Raw genomic sequence first — 15,754 nt, 5'->3', positions numbered from 1 at the left:
TGTTAACAAAGGTCGTCGCTTGGGGGCGGGCGTACGGGTATGCCGTCAACCTATGGTTGACAGTGCGCATGCGTCAATCTATGGTTGACGCATGGCGAATCCTCTCCAGACGAACAACCCGGTCCGACTCGACGAGCTGATCCAGGTCATCAAGCAGGTCCACACCGACGCGCTCGACCAGCTTGCCGACGCGGTGCTGGCCGCCGAACACATCGACGAGGTCGCCGACCACCTGATCGGCCACTTCGTGGACCAGGCCCGGCGCTCCGGCGCGTCCTGGACCGAGATCGGCCGCAGCATGGGGGTGAGCAAACAAGCCGCCCAGAAGCGTTTCGTGCCCCGGGCGGACACCGCGATGCTCGATCCGCAGCAGGGATTCAGCCGCTTCACCCCGCGCGCCCGCAACGTCGTGATGGCCTCACAGAACGAGGCCCGCGACGCGGGCAACGCCGAGATCGGCCCGGCGCACCTGGTGCTCGGCCTGCTCGCCGAGCCGGACGGGCTGGCCGCGAAGGCGCTGGTCGCCGGCGGTGTGACGGCCGAGGCCCTTCGCGAGGCCGTCACCGCCGTGCTGCCGCCGTCAGCCGGTGAGGTCCCCGAGCTGATCCCGTACGACGCGGCCGGCAAGAAGGCCCTGGAGCTGACGTTCCGCGAGGCGCTGCGCCTCGGGCACAACTACGTCGGCACCGAGCACATCCTGCTGGCGTTGCTGGAACACGAGGGTGGCGAGGGGGTGCTCGCCGGTCTCGGTGTGGACAAGGCCGCGATGGAGGCGAACATCGCGGCGGCCCTCGCCCAGTTCACGGCGGCGCAGAAGTAGCGGTCAGGGCGCAGCGGGAAAGCCGTACCGGGCGGCGTGCTCCGGGTCGGCGGGGGCGATCTGGCGCAGGCCCGCGTCGGCGAGACGCTTGTTCACCTCGTCGAGCTGCTCGCGCACCAGGCGGGCCTCGTCCTCGGTGACCCGTCCCCGATGCGGCTTACCCGCGTGCTCGACGGTGCCGTAGTCGACTTTTTCCGTCGCCCGGCGGGCCTTCGGCGGGCGTACCCGCTCGGCGGTCCGCAGCAGTTGGGCCATCGGCACGTCGGTGGCCATGGCGTCGAACTCACTCGCGGTCAGCACCACCCGGCGCGGCTCGCCGTGGCCGTACCGGTCGTGGATCTCGACCACCGCCACGTCCAGCGCGGCGTCGTCGATGCTCTCCACCTCCACCGGTGTGGCGTCCAGCTGCACGGGCCCGGCCACCAGGTCAGGATGCTCGATGACGACGACGCGGATGGCCTCGTCGTCGGCGTCCAGCGTCGTGCCGCTGAAGTCGGAGACGTGGATCGTCTTCTTGCCCATGGATGCGCTAGCTCCTGTCGTGGCCCGGTCGATGGACCAGCAGACGTTACCCGACAGGTGTGCGAAAGGCCGCGCTGGCTCGCCGCCGCGCCCGGGGTCAGAGGTGGGTGTTGAGGCGCCGCAGGTTGGAGCCGGCCGGCAGATTGTTCAGCGCGTGCCAGGAGAGCGTGCCGGCACCGTTGCGGTTGCCGCGGTACGGCGGTTGGGCCGGGAAACGTCCTGCGGTGGCTCCGCCACGCCACATCCGTGCGGCGTCCTGCTGATAACGGTCGTTCGGCTCAATCGGCATGACTCCACCGTTTCAGAGAAAGTTGTCCATGTATGGAAATGGGTATGACGGTCGGTCGATGGATCGGGTTCCCCTCTACCCGCCCGCACCACACCTGAACCGGCGCCGCCCCGTTGACCCTGCCTGCGGGACGGGCGGCGCGGTCGCCCCCGTCCGCCGTACCGTGGGCGGCGTCGGCAGCGATGGCACGGGAGGTGGAGATGCTCGATCGGCGGCTCCACCTGCACCTGGCCAGCTGGCTCGGGCAGTGGCCGGCCGGTCCGGGCCTGCACGTCGTGCGGTCGTCCCGTCGGACCCGCCCCGCCTGGGATGGTCGGTTGCGCCCCGCCATCGCCGTCCGCGCCGGGGCGAGCACGGTGCTCTCGGTGGCACCGGACCAGGTCGCCGCCGTACGCGAGCTGGCGCGGCAGCCGGCTGACCTGCTCCCCACGCTGCCAGCGGCGGTCGGGCACCCGGACTGGACGATGCACGACGACGTGTTCCGGTGGTGCGTCGCGCCCGCGCCGCTGCCGGACGTGGGCGAGTGGGTTCCACCCACCGCCGCCGGACTGCCGTCCTGGCTGCGCCTGTTCGACCGGGCGGTGCTGGTGGTGCGCGACGAGCGGGGTCGGTACCTGGCCGGCGTCGGGGTCAAGCGGCACGACCGGTACGGGCACGAGCTGGCGGTAGGCACCGTGCCCGCCGCCCGAGGTCGCGGACTGGCTCGGCGGCTGGTGGCTCAGGCCGCCCGTCGGGTGCTCGCCGACGGCGCCGTGCCCACCTACCTGCACGGCCGGCGCAACATCGCCTCGGCCCGGGTCGCGGAGGCGGCGGGTTTCCCGGACCGAGGGTGGGGGTCCTACGGCGTCTACCCGAGCTGACGGTAGGGCGCGGACCGTGGATCCCGGGCCGGATCCACGGTCCGCAGCCTCCCCCAGGCCAGCGTGAGGCTCGATGTCGATCACGCTACGTATCCGGAATCCTCCCGGCAAGCTGCCGACGCTGCCTGTCAGGTGTCCAATAGTGGACTTGAACTGGCGCGACGTGCTGGCACCGTCCGCACCGGTCAGTGACGCAGGGTGCGAACCAGGTCGATAACCTGCCGGCTGACCGGGCGCAGCACCCGCAGCCGGGACAACCCCACCAGCCGGTCGACCAGCGGCACCCCGCCGTCGATCAGTCGCCGCGTCCTGGCCTGGTCGGGTGAGCGGTCGTAGACCCAGAAGAGCACCACCCCCATGTACGACAGCCACAGCAGCTCGGGCAGTTGCGGCCGCAACTCCGCGTCGACCTTGGCGGAGGAGCCCGCCACCACCTCGGCGAAGAGGTCGACGGACGCCTGACGGGGCGCGGAGGATTCGGCGGAGAACGGGCTCAGCGGCGAGGTGGGCTCAGCGGCGATCTTGAAGAAGGTGGCCGCGAACTCGTGCGAGGGGGTCAGCACGTCGATGCCCGCGTGCAGCACCCCGGCCAGCCGGGCGGCGAAGCCAGATTCGCGTTCCAGTACCGACTGGCTCGCCGCCCGGTGCTCCTCCTGCGTCCGGGCGTAGAACTCCTGGATCAGGTGTTCCTTGGAGCCGAAGTAGTAGTACGCGTTGCCGACCGCCACCCCGGCTTCCTGGGCGATGGCGCGCATGGTGGTGCGGGCGTAGCCGCGTTCGCGGAACATCCGCAGCGCGGTCTCCAGGATCAACTGCCGCGTCTGCTCGCCTCGGGCGGTAGCCGGATCACCCGCAGCGGTCGTCGGCACAGTCTGGTCGGTCATCCGGATCACCGTATCCCGACGATTCGCCGGTCGGCTCCGGCAACGGTTCGCGGACCCGCTCACGTACCGCCGACGCGGTGGCCACTATCCGCCGGGCCGTCGGGAGGAGGTGGGGGCGGGCCAGTCGTTCGGCCGTGCCCCGGTGGCCGGCCAGCGCCCAGAGGCAGGCGAACCAGGCGCCGTCGCCGGCGTAGACGTCGCCGGTGTCGGCCACCACCGTGAGGTCGCGCAGCGTCGCGTCGTGGTCCAGGCCGGGAAAGCGCTGCCGGGCCTGCGGTGAGCCGGCCGGCAGGAACTCCAGGGGTACGAGCTGAGCCCGCGTCGCCAGCCAGCCGCGCGCCGCCCGGCACAGTGGGCAGTGTGCGTCGTAGAGGACGGTGAAGCTCCGGATGCCACCGTCCCCGTGTGCGGTGGCATCCGGCAGCCCACCTGTTCCGTCGGTCGGTGGGCCGGCCATCGGGAGGCTGGTCATCGGGCGGGCGGAGTCGCACCTGGCGGCCCGGCGACCGGCGGCCCGGGGTGGCCGGAGGGCTGTTGGGTGGCTGGATACGTGTGCTGCGTCGGCAGCCGCCCGACCGGCGCGAGCGGTGGGTGGGTGGCGAACTGGCGCAACCGGCTGCGGCGGTACCGGCCGAGGGCGTAGACGTTGAAGAAGTGCAGGGCGCCGAGTACGAGCAGCACCAGCCCGATCTTCAGCGACAGCTCCTCCATTGCCGTGCTGGTGGACCCGACCGGCTCGGAGTGCCGCATCGCCACCGTCACGTAGCCGAGGTTGAGCAGGTAGAACCCGACCACGAGCAGGTTGTTCACCGCCTGGGCGAGACGGGTGTCGGCAAACACCTCCGCCAGGAAGATCAGGCCGTTGCGGCTGAGTGCCCGGGCCACCCAGACGGTCAGGCCGATGCTGACCGCCAGGTAGACCAGGTACATCGAGACCTTTATGTCCATGTCTGCACCCTATCTTGAACGCGTTCAACTCTTGTGGCGCCAGCGTAGGCGATAAGTTGAACGCGTTCAAGATGGGCCTGGACTCAGCCGTTCAGGCCCAGCACCTCGGCGGCGGCCCGGCCGTTGGCGTGGCTCGCGCCGTACGTGGTGACGAAGGCCCGCGCGCCGGCCGGCCGCCAACTGGCCGGCCAGCCCATCTCGACCACGACCACCGGATGCGTGGCGGCCAGCGCGGTGGCCAGCTCCGGGCCGCCCGGCAACCGGTGCAGATGCCGGCCGACCAGCACGATCGAGCGGTCGCCGGCGCGTCGGCGCAGGTCGACCGGATCGGACTCGGCGGCCACCACCCGGATCAGCTCGGCGTCGGCAAGGTGTGGGCCGAGGCCCCACGGCACCCGTCCCTCGGCGATGGTGGCGGCCGCGTGCACCTGCACCACGAGCGGGCGGTCCAGCCCGGCCAGAACTCCCTCCACCCGCACCGCGTGGCGGGCCGCCGCGTACCCCTGCCCGGCCGGACCGTCGGCCGTGACGCGGCCGGCGGTCCGGGTCCAGGCGGCGAGTTCCGCGGCGCGACCGGCTGCCTGCTCGACGCGGGTGAGTTCGAGCCGGCCGTCGCCGAGCGCGGCCACGATCTCGGCGGCGACCTGCTCAACCAGGTCACCGTCCACCTTGGCGCCGATGCAGAGCAGGTCGGCACCGGCCGCTAGTGCCCGCACGGCGCCGGGCGCGATGCCACCGGCGGCGAGCGCGGCGCCCTTCATCTCCAACGCGTCGGTGATGATCGCACCGTCGAAGCCGTACTCCTCGCGCAGCAGATCGACCAGCACGGTGCGGCTGAACGTGGCCGGCCCGTCCCCGGTCAGGGCGGGCACCCGGATGTGTGCGGTCATCACGGCCCGCACCCCGGCGGCGACCACCGCGGCGAACGGCGGAAGGTCCCGTCGGCGCAGCAGGTCCGGGGCGACATCCAGGGTGGGCAGTTCGTGGTGGGAGTCGACCACGGTCGCGCCGTGGCCGGGGAAGTGCTTCGCGCAGGCCGCCACCCCGGCGTCCTGGAGGCCGGTGACCGCCGCGGCGGCGTGCGCGGCGACCTGCGCCGGGTAGGCGCCGAACGAGCGGGTGCCGATGACCGGATTGTCGTCGGCGCTGTTGACGTCGACGGCGGGCGCCAGGTCGACGGTGATGCCCAGACCGGCCAGCTCCGCACCGATCGCCTGGTGGATCCGGTGGGTGAGGGCCACGTCGCCGATCGCGCCGAGCGCAGCGTTGCCCGGGTACGGGCTGCCGGTGGCGTGCGCCAGCCGGGTGACGTCGCCACCCTCCTCGTCGATGGCGATCAACACGTCGGGCCGGCCGGCGCGCAGCGCGGCCGTGCTGGCCGACACCTGCGCCGGGTCGTGGACGTTCGTGCCGAACAGGGTGTGCCCGGCGAGTCCGTCGGCGACCAGGTCGATCGCCCAGCGGGGCGGGACCGGCCCCGGGTACGCGGCCAGCAGGGTGCCCAGCGCCAGCCGGCGCAGTCCTGGATCCAGTCCCACGTGCTCTCCTCTCGGTACCGGCTGGCGTGACGGTCGTGCCGGGTCGGTGGAGAGTCGCGCTTCCACCCGGCCGATACGCTACGGCTACCCGTTCGCCTGTCGGTTTCCACAGCTAAATGGTTACCAACCTTTACTAATACTTGAGGACATGGCATGAGCGCGACCCGGCTGCCCGGCACCCCACGTCTGTTGCGGGCCCTCAACGACCGCGCGGCGCTGGAGTTGCTGCTGGAGCAGGGGCCACTGACCCGGGCCCGGCTCGGCGAGCTGACCGGCCTGTCCAAGGTCACCGCCTCCCAGTTGGTAGAGCGGCTGGAGGAGCGTGGACTGGTCACCCGCGTCGGCGAGAAGGCCGGCGGGCGAGGGCCGAACGCCCAGCTCTACGCGGTCCGTCCGGGCAGCGCCCACGTGGTCGGCGTCGACGTGGGCCCGGAGCGGGTGGTGGCCGCCTGCGCCGACATCACCGGCGCGGTGATCGGCCGGGTCGAACAGTCCACCCAGGACACCGACGACCCGGTCGGTGTGGTGCACAACGCGGTGGTCCAGGTGGCCGGCAGCGCCGGCGCACAGTTGTCGAGCGTACGCCGGATCGTGCTCGGCACCCCCGGCCTGGTCGACCCGGGCACCGGCGACATCACCTTCGCCTTCAACCTGCCCCGCTGGCACCGCGGCCTGCTCGCCGCGCTCCGCGACGACCTGGACACCCCGGTCGTCTTCGAGAACGACGTCAACCTCGCCGCGGTGGCCGAGGCACAGTCCGGCGCGGCACAGGGGCTGTCGGACTTCGTGCTGGTCTGGGTCGGCGCCGGTGTCGGTCTGGCGATCATGCTCGGCGGGCGGCTGCACCACGGCAGCAGCGGCGCGGCCGGCGAGATCGGCTACCTGCCGGTGCCCGGCGCACCCATCCCACGCGACGTATCCCGTCGGGCCAAGCCAGCCTTCCAGCAGGTGGCCGGCGCCGACGCGATCCGCGCGCTGGCCCGCGAGAACGGCTACCCGGACGGCACCGCCGCCGACGCGGTGCGGGCCGCCGTCGCCGACAGCGCCACGGGCGGGCCGATCCTCGACGAGGTGGCCCGCCGGCTCGCCCTCGGGGTGGCGAGCACCTGCGTGGTGCTGGACCCGCCGCTGGTGGTCCTCGCCGGCGAGGTGGGCCAGGCCGGCGGGGAATCCCTGGCCGAGCGGGTACAGCACGAGGTGGCCGCCATCACGCTGGTGCGTCCCCGAGTGGTGCCCACCGGGCTGACCGAGGAACCGATCCTGCACGGGGCGTTGCGCACCGCCCTGGATGCCGTCCGGGACGAGGTCTTCGGCTCCACGGTCGGCTGAGCCGCGCGCCTCACGTCAGGTCACTGCGCCGGAACAGGGCGAAGGTCGGCGCGGACCAGCGTGAGCACCCGGGCGTGGTGGCGGCCCTGCGGGTGGGGTGAGCAACGACACGGCGCCTCACCCCACGGCCGCGGTGCCCGCCCGTGGGGACGCCCCGGCGTTGCGTGGTTGGATGGGCTGGTGACTGGTGACCTGATCCCCGGTGCCGCCGGCACCGCACCCGCCCCCTCACCCGTGGACGCGGATCTGGTGGTCAGCCTCGACGGCGTCGTCGTGCGTCGGTCCGGCACCGCCCTGCTGCACGACGTGGACTGGCACGTCGAGCTGGACGAACGCTGGGTGGTGCTCGGGCCCAACGGTGCCGGCAAGACGACCCTGCTCAATCTCGCCGCCGGACGACTGCACCCCACCACCGGCACCGCGCACGTGCTCGGCGAGCGGATCGGCCGTACCGACCTCACGGAGCTGCGTACCCGCATCGGTCTCTCCACCGCGGCGCTCGCCGAGCGGCTGCCCGCGCAGGAGCGGGCGGTTGACGTGGTGATGACCGCGGCCTGGTCGGTGGTCGGCCGGTGGCGGGAGGACTACGACCCCGCCGACGCGACACGGGCCGGTGCCCTGCTGGACCAGCTGGGCGTCGGCGCGCTGGCCGACCGGACGTACGACACCCTCTCAGAGGGAGAGCGCAAGCGGGTGCAGATAGCCCGCGCGTTGATGACCGACCCGGAGCTGCTGCTGCTCGACGAGCCGGCGGCCGGGCTGGATCTGGGTGGCCGGGAGGAGCTGGTGGCCCGCCTCGCCGAGCTGGCGCAGGACCCGGACGCCCCGGCGCTGGTGCTGGTCACCCACCACGTCGAGGAGATCCCGCCCGGCTTCACCCACGCGCTGCTGCTGCGCGAGGGCAGCGTGATGGCGCAGGGGCTGCTGGAGGACACCCTCACCGCCGACAATCTGACCAAGACCTTCGGCCTGCCGCTGCTGGTGGAACGCACCGGCGAGCGCTACACCGCCCGCGCCGCCTGAGATGTAAGGAGGGTGCCCTCTTAGCGTCTCCGGTGGCGCACGGGTCCCTTGTTGACAACCCGACCGCAGGAGGCCGCCGTGCGACAGACCCGCATCGTCGTGGTGGGCAGCGCAAACATGGATTTGGTCGCCATCGCGCCGGCACTGCCCCGGCCGGGGGAGACCATGCTGGGCGCCGACTTCGTCACGGTACCCGGCGGCAAGGGGGCCAACCAGGCCGTTGCCGCCGCCCGGGCGGGTGCCGCCAGCGCGTTCCTCGGTGCGATCGGCTCGGACTCGTTCGGGGTGACCCTGCGGGCCCGGATCGCCGCCGCCGGGGTCGACATCAGCCAGCTACGTACCACCTACGGCGCCTCCGGGGTGGCCCTGGTCATGGTGAACACCGAGGGCGAGAACGCCATCCTGGTCACGCCGGGCGCGAACGCCTCGCTGACCGCGCTCACCGAAGCCGAGACCGCCGCCGTGCGCGAGGCCGACGTGCTGGTCGCGCAGCTGGAGATCCCGGTGGAGACGGTGACCCAGGCGGCGGTGGCCGCCCGCGCAGCCGGCACCCGGGTGGTGCTCAACGCGGCACCCGCCGTACCGCTCCCGCCGGAGCTGCTCGCCAACGTGGACCTGCTGGTGGTCAACGAGACCGAGGCACAGGTGTACACCGGCCGAGGGCGGGAGGATCCGTCTGCGCTGCTCGACCTGGTGCCCCGGGCGGTGCTCACCCTCGGCGCGCAGGGCGCCTGGTACTGCGACCGGGACGGCACCGCCGTCCACGTGCCCGCCGTCGGTGTCGTGACGGTCGACTCCACCGCCGCCGGGGACGCGTTCACCGCCGCGCTCGCGGTGGCCTGGGGCGAGGGCCGGGACCTGGTCGACGCGGTGCGCTGGGCGGCGGCGGCCGGAGCGGCCTGCGTACGCCGGCTCGGAGCCAGCGTGTCGCTGCCGCAGCGGGCCGAGATCGACGAGCTCTACCTGCCGGCGTCCTGACCGGTCAACCGCTGCCGCTGCGGAAGGCCCGGCGGTGCGCCGACGGTGAGCCCGCGCCGATCTAGGGCCAATCGTCGCCAGTCGATCTTCGTCGGCAGCGATAGTCCCTAGATCGACGCGGGTTGGGCCGTCAGCCGGCGTCGTCGCTGAGCTTCTCGCCGCGCCGGCGCAGCATGTTCAGGCCCGGGATGCCGGCGACGGCGAGCTTGAGGTCCCGGGTCACGTCGAGCAGGTCGTGCAGGTCCGGGCCGACCCGGTCCAGGGTGGCCAGGATCGGCAGGACGTCCGAGGTGATGTGCTCCCGCAGTTTCGGCAGTTCGTCAACGAGGCGGACCGCCGCGGTGAGTTCCTCGTGGCTGAGCTGTTCCACGAAGTGGCTGGCCATCGGCGCGGCCCGCCGTAGCGCCGGCTCGTAGGCCGCCAGCAGTTCGGCGGCGGTGGCCGCCGCCTCGGCCGCCGCGCCCACCGTCTCGGCGGCTTGCCCGGCCACCGACTGAGCCGCGTCCACCACGCCAGCCGCGACCCGGGCCACCCCATCGGCCTGAGCGACCACCACCGAAGCGGCGGTCGACACCTGTTGGGCCTCGCCGATAACCACGGCCGCCGCGGCGGCGACCTCGGTGGCGGTGTCCACGGCGGCGGTCGCGGCGGCGCTGATCACCGCGACCTCGCGGACCGCCACCTCGGCGTCGCTGAGTATCCGGTCGGTCCGGTCCAAGGTCTGCTCAACCCGGTCCACCACCCCGTTGATCCTGGTCAGCAGCGTCTCCACACCGTCGAGCACGGCGAAGGCGCGGGCCGGAACCGCGGCGAAGGACGCGGCTGAGTCGAGTGCGGAACGGGTGAGGCCGACGACCGTCGTGGGCCGGGGAAGAGGGATTGCCATGGGACCAAGTGTGCGTCGGGTGGGCCACCGGTGCCGGGCGAGGTCACCAGTTCTCGCCCTGCTCCACGGCGCGCTGCACCGCCCGGTAGATCTGCCCGAAGCGCAGGGCGTCGGGGGTCCGCAACACCAGCACCTCCTGCTGGCGGTACTGCACCCACAGCTCCTGCACCCGGTTGCCGCGTTCGTACGAGCGGTCCAGCCAGCCGAGGGGGATCTCCAGAAACGGGACCAGTGCCAGCGGGATGATGACGCAGGCGGCGAGCACGGTCAGCGCCGGTAGCCATTCGCCGCGGTCCTGGGCGGACCAGGCGAGCGACAGTACGCAGACCAGCCCGATCAGCGGGGGCAGGGACAGCAGCAGGACCAGCACCCCACGCCCGAGTACCCGACCGCGTACCGCGAGTGTGGTGCGTCCCTTCGTGTGCCAGACGTAGGTGACCTCGGCGATCGGGATGACGTGTCCTCCAGCCCGGATCGACTCGGAGGTCACCTGCATCGTGTCGTCCCGGTAATAGAGCGCCATCACTAAGCCTAAGCATCTGTGGGCAACCTGTGGGCTGTCGCGTCGCTGCTGGTTCGCACCGGGCCGACGGCCGGCGGTTCGCCGGTGGGGTGTCCGGACGAGCCGCCCGGAGCCCAGCGGGCGGTCAGGGGCGACGCGGCGGGGCGGGATGGCCGGCTTCCATGGCGCGTTGCACAGCGCGGTAGATCTGCCCGAAGCGTAGGGCGTCCGGTGTGCGCAGCAGTCGTACCGGGTGACCGCGCCAGCGGATCCAGACCTCCCGTTGGCGGCTGCCCCGGGCGTAGGAGCGGTCGAAGTACTCGAAAAGTTGGTCGGCGATCGGGGCGGCGGCGAGCCCGATCAGGATGGAGACCCCGATGACGGTGACGGTGGCGGTCGCCGGTCCGTCGAGCCAGACGGCGAGCGCGATGCCGAGCACGGCGGCCACCAGCGGGCCGATCATGGCCGCACCGAGCGCGCCCCGGCCGGCCAGCACCCGCCAGGAACGGCTGCCCCGATGGTGCCAGACCTCACTGATCTCGACCAGCGGGTAGGTGTGGTCGTCGACTGTCACGGCTGTGGAGGTGACCAGGACTGACCTGTCGTCGTAGTAGGTGACCATCACGGGAACTCCGGTTCGCGGGACTGGCACCAGAGTACGTGCCGGACGAGCCGGGTCGTAAGGTTGGCACGCGACTTCGACGAGGAAGTGAGGCTCAGCGTGGGCGAGTTCGTGCGGCTGGAGACCAGGGACGGCATCGGCACCATTCGGCTGGAGCGGCCGCCGATGAACGCCCTCAACACCCAGGTGCAGGAGGAGTTGCGCGCCGCCGCCACGGCCGCCACCGTCGCCGCCGAGGTTCGTGCGGTCATCGTGTACGGCGGAGAGAGGGTCTTCGCCGCCGGTGCCGACATCAAGGAGATGGCCGACATGTCCTACGTGGACATGGCGGGCCGGGCCGCCGACCTGTCCAGCGCGCTCGGCGCGATCGCCCGGATACCCAAGCCCGTCGTCGCCGCGATCACCGGCTACGCCCTCGGCGGTGGCTGTGAGCTGGCGCTTGCCTGTGACTGGCGGGTGGTGGCCGACGACGCCAAGCTCGGCCAACCCGAGATCAGGCTCGGCATCATCCCCGGCGCCGGGGGCACCCAGCGGCTGGCCCGGCTGGTCGGGCCGGCCCGCGCCAAGGATCTGATCATGTCTGGTCGGATGGTCGACGCGCAGGAGGCGTTGCGGATCGGCCTGGCCGACCGGGTCTCCCCGGCGGCCGAGGTCTACGACTCGGCGGTGGCGCTGGTGCGGCCGTACCTCGACGGGCCGGTGCAGGCGCTACGGGCGGCGAAACTCGCCGTCGACGGCGGTCTCGACATGGATCTGAACTCGGGGCTGGCCTGGGAAAGCCAGCTTTTCGCGGCGCTGTTCGCCACCGACGACCGGCGTGAGGGAATGGCCGCGTTCGTGGCGAAGCGCAAGCCGGACTTCACCGGGCACTGAGGTTGGTTCACATTGCTCCTACTGGCCAGTAGCGTGTGACTCCGGTCAGCCGACAGAAGGAGCGGGAATGACGGAGCGCATCGAAGGCCACGGCGGGGAACTCGCACTCGCGGCGCTGCGCGCCCACGGGGTGCGGGAGATGTTCACCCTCTCCGGCGGGCACGTGTTCCCGCTCTACGACGCCGCGTACAAGAACGAGTTCCCGATCTACGACGTGCGGCACGAGCAGTCCGCCGTCTTCGCCGCCGAGGCGGTGGCGAAGCTCCAGCGCCGACCCGGCCTGGCCGTGCTCACCGCCGGTCCCGGCGTGACCAACGGCATTTCCGGCCTGACCAGTGCCTACTTCAACGCCTCACCGGTGCTGGTGCTGGGCGGGCGGGCCCCGCAGTTCCGCTGGGGTTCGGGCAGCCTCCAGGAGATGGACCACCTGCCGCTGGTCGGCCCGGTCACCAAGCACGCCGAGACGGTGTTCGGCGCCGACGACATCCCCCGGGCGGTCGCCACCGCGCTGGGCACCGCGCTCACTCCGCACCGGGGCCCTGTCTTTCTCGACTTCCCCCTTGAGGCGATCTTCTCGGTGGGTGACGCGGAGTTGCCGGCCGGTCCGGACATCGCCCCGATCGAGGCCGACCCCGCCGAGGTGGCTGCCGCCGCCGGCCTGATCGCCGGCGCGGCCCGTCCAGTGATTATCGCCGGCTCGGACGTCTACGCCGGCGACGCCGTGGACGCTCTGCGGGCCGCGGCGGAGGCGCTCACCGTGCCCGTCTTCACCAACGGCATGGGTCGGGGCGCACTACCGCCGGAGCACCCGTTGGCCTTCGCCAAGGCCCGCCGGGTGGCCCTCTCCGGCGCCGACGTGGTCGTGGTCGTGGGTACCCCACTGGACTTCCGGCTCTCCTTCGGTGACTTCGGCGACGCGAAGGTGGTCCACATCGTCGATGCGCCCAGCCAGCGGGCCGGCCACCTACAGCCCGCCGCCGCGCCCGCCGGTGACCTGCGTGGCATCCTCACCGCGCTCGCCGAGCACCCCGGCGACCGCCTCGACCACGCTGACTGGGTCGCGCGGCTGCGTACCGCCGAGGACGCCGCGAAGGCGCGCGACGCCGAGGAGATGGCCGCCGAGACCGACCCGATCCGGCCGGCCCGGGTCTACGGCGAGCTGCGCAAGGTCCTCGCCCGCGACGCGGTCACCATCGGCGACGGCGGTGACTTCGTCTCGTACGCCGGGCGCTACCTGGAGCCGGCGCAGCCCGGCACCTGGCTCGACCCCGGCCCGTACGGGTGCCTCGGCACCGGAATGGGTTACGCGATGGGTGCCCGGGTCACCCATCCGGACCGGCAGGTCTGTGTGCTGATGGGTGACGGTGCGGCCGGCTTCTCGTTGATGGACGTGGAGTCCCTGGTCCGGCAGAAGCTGCCGGTGGTCATCGTGGTCGGCAACAACGGCATCTGGGGGTTGGAGAAGCACCCGATGCGGGCCATGTACGGCTACGACGTGGCCGCCGACCTCCAGCCCGAGCTGCGCTACGACCACGTGGTCAGCGCGCTCGGCGGGGCGGGCGAGACGGTCGCGAAGGCGGCCGACCTGGGCGGCGCCCTCCAGCGGGCGTTCGACGCAGGGGTGCCGTACCTGGTGAACGTGCTCACCGATCCGGCCGACGCGTACCCTCGCTCCTCGAACCTGGCCTGATCGCCGGCCCCGCCCCGGCGGTCTCTACATCTCGGGGCGGGGTTCCTCGCGCGGCGGCTCGCCCTCGCGCTTGCGCAGGTCGTCCTCGCGCTTGCGTAGGTCGTCCTCCCAGCGGCGGAAGAGTTCCTGATCCTCCTGGCGGGAGCTTTCCTCGATCGACCGGAGGAACTCGGGGTCGTCGTCGGGCGCGACCGGCCGGGCGCGTTCCGCCGGGCGGCCTCCCGTCGCCCAGGGGGTCGAGGCGCCACCGGGCCTGCGTTCGCGGCCGGCGACGAACCAGGCGATCGAACCGACCAGCGGAAAGAACAGAATGATCAGCACCCAGGCGATCCGGGGCAGGTGGCGGATGCCGTCCTCCTCGGCGGAGAGGCAGCTGATCAGGGCGCAGACGGCGAGGACGACCTGCACCAGGAAGATGAGGATGTAGAGCCGGGCCATGCCACCATCATGACCTACCCGGCTCGATGGTCACAGTCCGCGCAGCACCAGCACGGTGCCGAGCAACGCGATACCGGCGGTGGTCAGGCCCACCATGGCCAGGATCCGGCCGTCGGTGCGGGACGTGCCGGTGGCCGGCCGCCAACAGAGCGCGATGGCGGTAGCCCAGCCGAGGACGGCCAGCACCGCCGAGGCCGCCTCGGCCGGGCCGCGGTGCAGGGCGAGCCGCACGGTCAGCGTCGTCACCACCGTCATCGCCAGGGCTGTGCGCCGCCAGGCCAGCCGGGTGCGTTCGGGCTGCAACCCGGGGTCGCGGGAGGTGGTCATCAGGTCAGCGCGCCGACCAGAAGGGCCAGCACCAGCGACAGCGCGCCGAGGCCGATGGTCAGGGCGAGCACGGCCGGGAAGCGGGACGCGGGCAACTCCTCGCCGAGCCGGATGGCGCGTTCGGTGCGCGCCCAGTGGTCGACGGCCCGGATCGCCACCGCGCCACCGAGCAGGAGCAGCGCCACGGCGATCGCCTCACGCAGGTGGACCAGCGGCAGGGTGGGCAGGAACTGGGCGGCGGCGAGTCCACCGGCGATCAGTGCCAGGCCGGTACGCAGCCAGGCCAGGAACGTGCGCTCGTTGGCCAGCGAGAAGCGGTAGTCGGGGGTGGTGCCCACCGAACGCAACTCGTGCGGATCGAACCAGTTCCTGAGCGTCTGCCACACGCTGGTGATTATCCGGTTTCCAGCGGGAATAGTTTGGGAGCATGACGGAGCTTGACGCGATCACCTTGCGTGCGGCGTACGACGCCCAACTGCGGCCGGACCTGCCCCGCCCGTTGCCCGACGGGGTGGCGGTGGAGTCCGACGGTCCGTTGTTCCGGGTGCTGGGCCTGGACCAGCGGGGCATGGTGACCTACCGCGACCTGGACGGGGTGTCCGGTGTCGACCTCGACGAGCTGATCGCCCGGCAGGTGGCGGTGTTCCGCGAGCGGGGCGAGCCGGTGGAGTGGAAACTGCACGGCCACGACGAACCGGCGGATCTGCCGCAGCGGCTGGGCGCGGCCGGGTTTGTGCCAGAGGACCAGGAGACCGTCGTGGTCGGCCCGGTCGCGCCGGTGGCCTCCGGGTTGCCGGTGGTGCCCGAGGGCGTACGCCTGCGGGAGGTGACGACCCGCCCGGACCTGGACCTGATCGCGGAGCTGAAGACGCAGGTGTGGGGGCGTGACCTGTCCGAGCTGGCCGACGGGCTGGAACGGGAGATCGCCGCCGGCCCGCAGTCGATCACCGTTGTGGTGGCCGAGGCGGACGCGACGATGGTCAGCGCCGGCTGGGTGCGGTATCCGGTCGACAGCACCTTCGCCACGCTCTGGGGTGGCTCGACCCTGCCTCGGTGGCGGCGTCGGGGCATCTACCGGGCGCTGGTCGCCTACCGGGCCCGGCTGGCCGGGCAGCGTGGCCGGACGTTTCTGCAGGTCGACGCGTCGGACGAGAGTAGGCCGGTGCTGGGGCGGCTCGGTCTCGTCCCGGTCACCACGACCACTCCCTACGTCTACACTCCGTGA

20 protein-coding genes are annotated in these 15,754 nt (G+C 72.3%); 8 read left to right on the top strand and 12 right to left on the bottom strand.

Translation table 11 applies throughout. The features are described 5' to 3' along the window. Positions 1-91: 91 nt before the first annotated feature. Positions 92-820 carry a Clp protease N-terminal domain-containing protein gene (locus ACFHWY_RS05605; protein ID WP_416578994.1) on the top strand — a complete coding sequence of 243 codons (729 nt, stop codon included), beginning with the start codon at positions 92-94 and terminating at the stop codon, positions 818-820. Between the two features lie 3 nt (positions 821-823). Here the strand turns inward: ACFHWY_RS05605 and ACFHWY_RS05600 are convergent, their stop codons facing one another. Further along, complete coding sequence (locus tag ACFHWY_RS05600; RefSeq protein ID WP_416578993.1) at positions 824-1,342, bottom strand: hypothetical protein; 519 nt, start codon at positions 1,340-1,342, stop codon at positions 824-826. Positions 1,343-1,439: 97 nt separating this feature from the next. Then, positions 1,440-1,631 (bottom strand): DNA repair protein, encoded by a 192-nt coding sequence (locus ACFHWY_RS05595; protein ID WP_416578992.1) that lies wholly within the window; start codon positions 1,629-1,631, stop codon positions 1,440-1,442. A gap of 200 nt (positions 1,632-1,831) precedes the next feature. Here ACFHWY_RS05595 and ACFHWY_RS05590 point away from each other — a divergent pair, with 200 nt between their 5' ends. After that, positions 1,832-2,491: a GNAT family N-acetyltransferase gene (locus tag ACFHWY_RS05590; protein ID WP_416579030.1), complete on the top strand. Its 660-nt coding sequence runs from the start codon at positions 1,832-1,834 to the stop codon at positions 2,489-2,491. Between the two features lie 185 nt (positions 2,492-2,676). Here the strand turns inward: ACFHWY_RS05590 and ACFHWY_RS05585 are convergent, their stop codons facing one another. The 4 genes from ACFHWY_RS05585 to ACFHWY_RS05570 form a co-directional block, all read right to left on the bottom strand. Continuing rightward, positions 2,677-3,375 carry a TetR family transcriptional regulator gene (locus tag ACFHWY_RS05585; protein ID WP_416578991.1) on the bottom strand — a complete coding sequence of 233 codons (699 nt, stop codon included), beginning with the start codon at positions 3,373-3,375 and terminating at the stop codon, positions 2,677-2,679. Then, complete coding sequence (locus tag ACFHWY_RS05580) at positions 3,338-3,847, bottom strand: thiol-disulfide oxidoreductase DCC family protein (RefSeq protein WP_416578990.1); 510 nt, start codon at positions 3,845-3,847, stop codon at positions 3,338-3,340. The genes ACFHWY_RS05585 and ACFHWY_RS05580 overlap by 38 nt, the downstream gene beginning before the upstream one ends. Continuing rightward, on the bottom strand, positions 3,844-4,323 hold the full coding sequence (locus tag ACFHWY_RS05575) for a hypothetical protein (protein WP_416578989.1): 480 nt from the start codon (positions 4,321-4,323) through the stop codon (positions 3,844-3,846). The genes ACFHWY_RS05580 and ACFHWY_RS05575 overlap by 4 nt, the downstream gene beginning before the upstream one ends. Positions 4,324-4,406: 83 nt before the next feature. After that, complete coding sequence (locus tag ACFHWY_RS05570; protein WP_416578988.1) at positions 4,407-5,861, bottom strand: glycoside hydrolase family 3 N-terminal domain-containing protein; 1,455 nt, start codon at positions 5,859-5,861, stop codon at positions 4,407-4,409. Between the two features lie 153 nt (positions 5,862-6,014). Between ACFHWY_RS05570 and ACFHWY_RS05565 the strand changes: the two genes are divergently transcribed. The 3 genes from ACFHWY_RS05565 to ACFHWY_RS05555 all read left to right on the top strand — a co-directional run bounded on the left by ACFHWY_RS05565 (position 6,015) and on the right by ACFHWY_RS05555 (position 9,191). Next, positions 6,015-7,190 (top strand): ROK family transcriptional regulator, encoded by a 1,176-nt coding sequence (locus ACFHWY_RS05565; RefSeq protein WP_416578987.1) that lies wholly within the window; start codon positions 6,015-6,017, stop codon positions 7,188-7,190. A gap of 180 nt (positions 7,191-7,370) precedes the next feature. Then, positions 7,371-8,213 carry an ABC transporter ATP-binding protein gene (locus tag ACFHWY_RS05560; RefSeq protein ID WP_416578986.1) on the top strand — a complete coding sequence of 281 codons (843 nt, stop codon included), beginning with the start codon at positions 7,371-7,373 and terminating at the stop codon, positions 8,211-8,213. Between the two features lie 78 nt (positions 8,214-8,291). Then, entirely contained in the window at positions 8,292-9,191 is a 900-nt protein-coding gene (locus ACFHWY_RS05555; protein WP_416578985.1) for a ribokinase, read from the top strand. Between the two features lie 130 nt (positions 9,192-9,321). Here ACFHWY_RS05555 and ACFHWY_RS05550 read toward each other — a convergent pair whose 3' ends face one another. From ACFHWY_RS05550 to ACFHWY_RS05540, 3 genes are all read right to left on the bottom strand, one after another. Further along, the gene (locus ACFHWY_RS05550; RefSeq protein WP_416578984.1) at positions 9,322-10,077 is read right to left on the bottom strand and encodes a hypothetical protein; all 756 of its coding nucleotides are present in this window, start codon (positions 10,075-10,077) and stop codon (positions 9,322-9,324) included. A gap of 43 nt (positions 10,078-10,120) precedes the next feature. After that, a complete protein-coding gene (locus tag ACFHWY_RS05545) occupies positions 10,121-10,600 on the bottom strand; it encodes a DUF6232 family protein (RefSeq protein WP_416578983.1) in 480 nt (159 codons plus the stop codon). Between the two features lie 124 nt (positions 10,601-10,724). Continuing rightward, positions 10,725-11,201 (bottom strand): DUF6232 family protein, encoded by a 477-nt coding sequence (locus tag ACFHWY_RS05540; protein WP_416579029.1) that lies wholly within the window; start codon positions 11,199-11,201, stop codon positions 10,725-10,727. A 99-nt stretch (positions 11,202-11,300) separates the two neighbouring features. Here ACFHWY_RS05540 and ACFHWY_RS05535 point away from each other — a divergent pair, with 99 nt between their 5' ends. After that, entirely contained in the window at positions 11,301-12,074 is a 774-nt protein-coding gene (locus ACFHWY_RS05535) for an enoyl-CoA hydratase-related protein (RefSeq protein ID WP_416578982.1), read from the top strand. A gap of 67 nt (positions 12,075-12,141) precedes the next feature. Continuing rightward, on the top strand, positions 12,142-13,764 hold the full coding sequence (locus ACFHWY_RS05530; protein WP_416578981.1) for an acetolactate synthase: 1,623 nt from the start codon (positions 12,142-12,144) through the stop codon (positions 13,762-13,764). 24 nt (positions 13,765-13,788) lie between these two features. Here ACFHWY_RS05530 and ACFHWY_RS05525 read toward each other — a convergent pair whose 3' ends face one another. From ACFHWY_RS05525 to ACFHWY_RS05515, 3 genes are read right to left on the bottom strand one after another with little or no spacing between them, the layout of a single operon-like run. Further along, positions 13,789-14,202: a PLD nuclease N-terminal domain-containing protein gene (locus tag ACFHWY_RS05525; protein WP_416578980.1), complete on the bottom strand. Its 414-nt coding sequence runs from the start codon at positions 14,200-14,202 to the stop codon at positions 13,789-13,791. A gap of 30 nt (positions 14,203-14,232) precedes the next feature. Then, positions 14,233-14,529 carry a DUF202 domain-containing protein gene (locus tag ACFHWY_RS05520; RefSeq protein WP_416578979.1) on the bottom strand — a complete coding sequence of 99 codons (297 nt, stop codon included), beginning with the start codon at positions 14,527-14,529 and terminating at the stop codon, positions 14,233-14,235. Beyond that, positions 14,529-14,915 (bottom strand): YidH family protein, encoded by a 387-nt coding sequence (locus tag ACFHWY_RS05515; protein WP_416578978.1) that lies wholly within the window; start codon positions 14,913-14,915, stop codon positions 14,529-14,531. Before ACFHWY_RS05515 ends, ACFHWY_RS05520 begins: the two co-directional genes overlap by 1 nt. Positions 14,916-14,956: 41 nt before the next feature. On the opposite strand from ACFHWY_RS05515, the gene ACFHWY_RS05510 reads away from it, so the two are divergent. Next, positions 14,957-15,754, top strand: a complete 798-nt coding sequence (locus ACFHWY_RS05510; RefSeq protein ID WP_416578977.1) for a GNAT family N-acetyltransferase — start codon at positions 14,957-14,959, stop codon at positions 15,752-15,754.

This window comes from Micromonospora sp. LOL_024 (assembly GCF_048060415.1).
In the GTDB taxonomy this organism is placed as follows: domain Bacteria; phylum Actinomycetota; class Actinomycetes; order Mycobacteriales; family Micromonosporaceae; genus Micromonospora.
The sequence above is the reverse complement of the archived record's forward strand: the minus strand, read 5'-3'. Positions and strand labels throughout refer to the sequence as shown.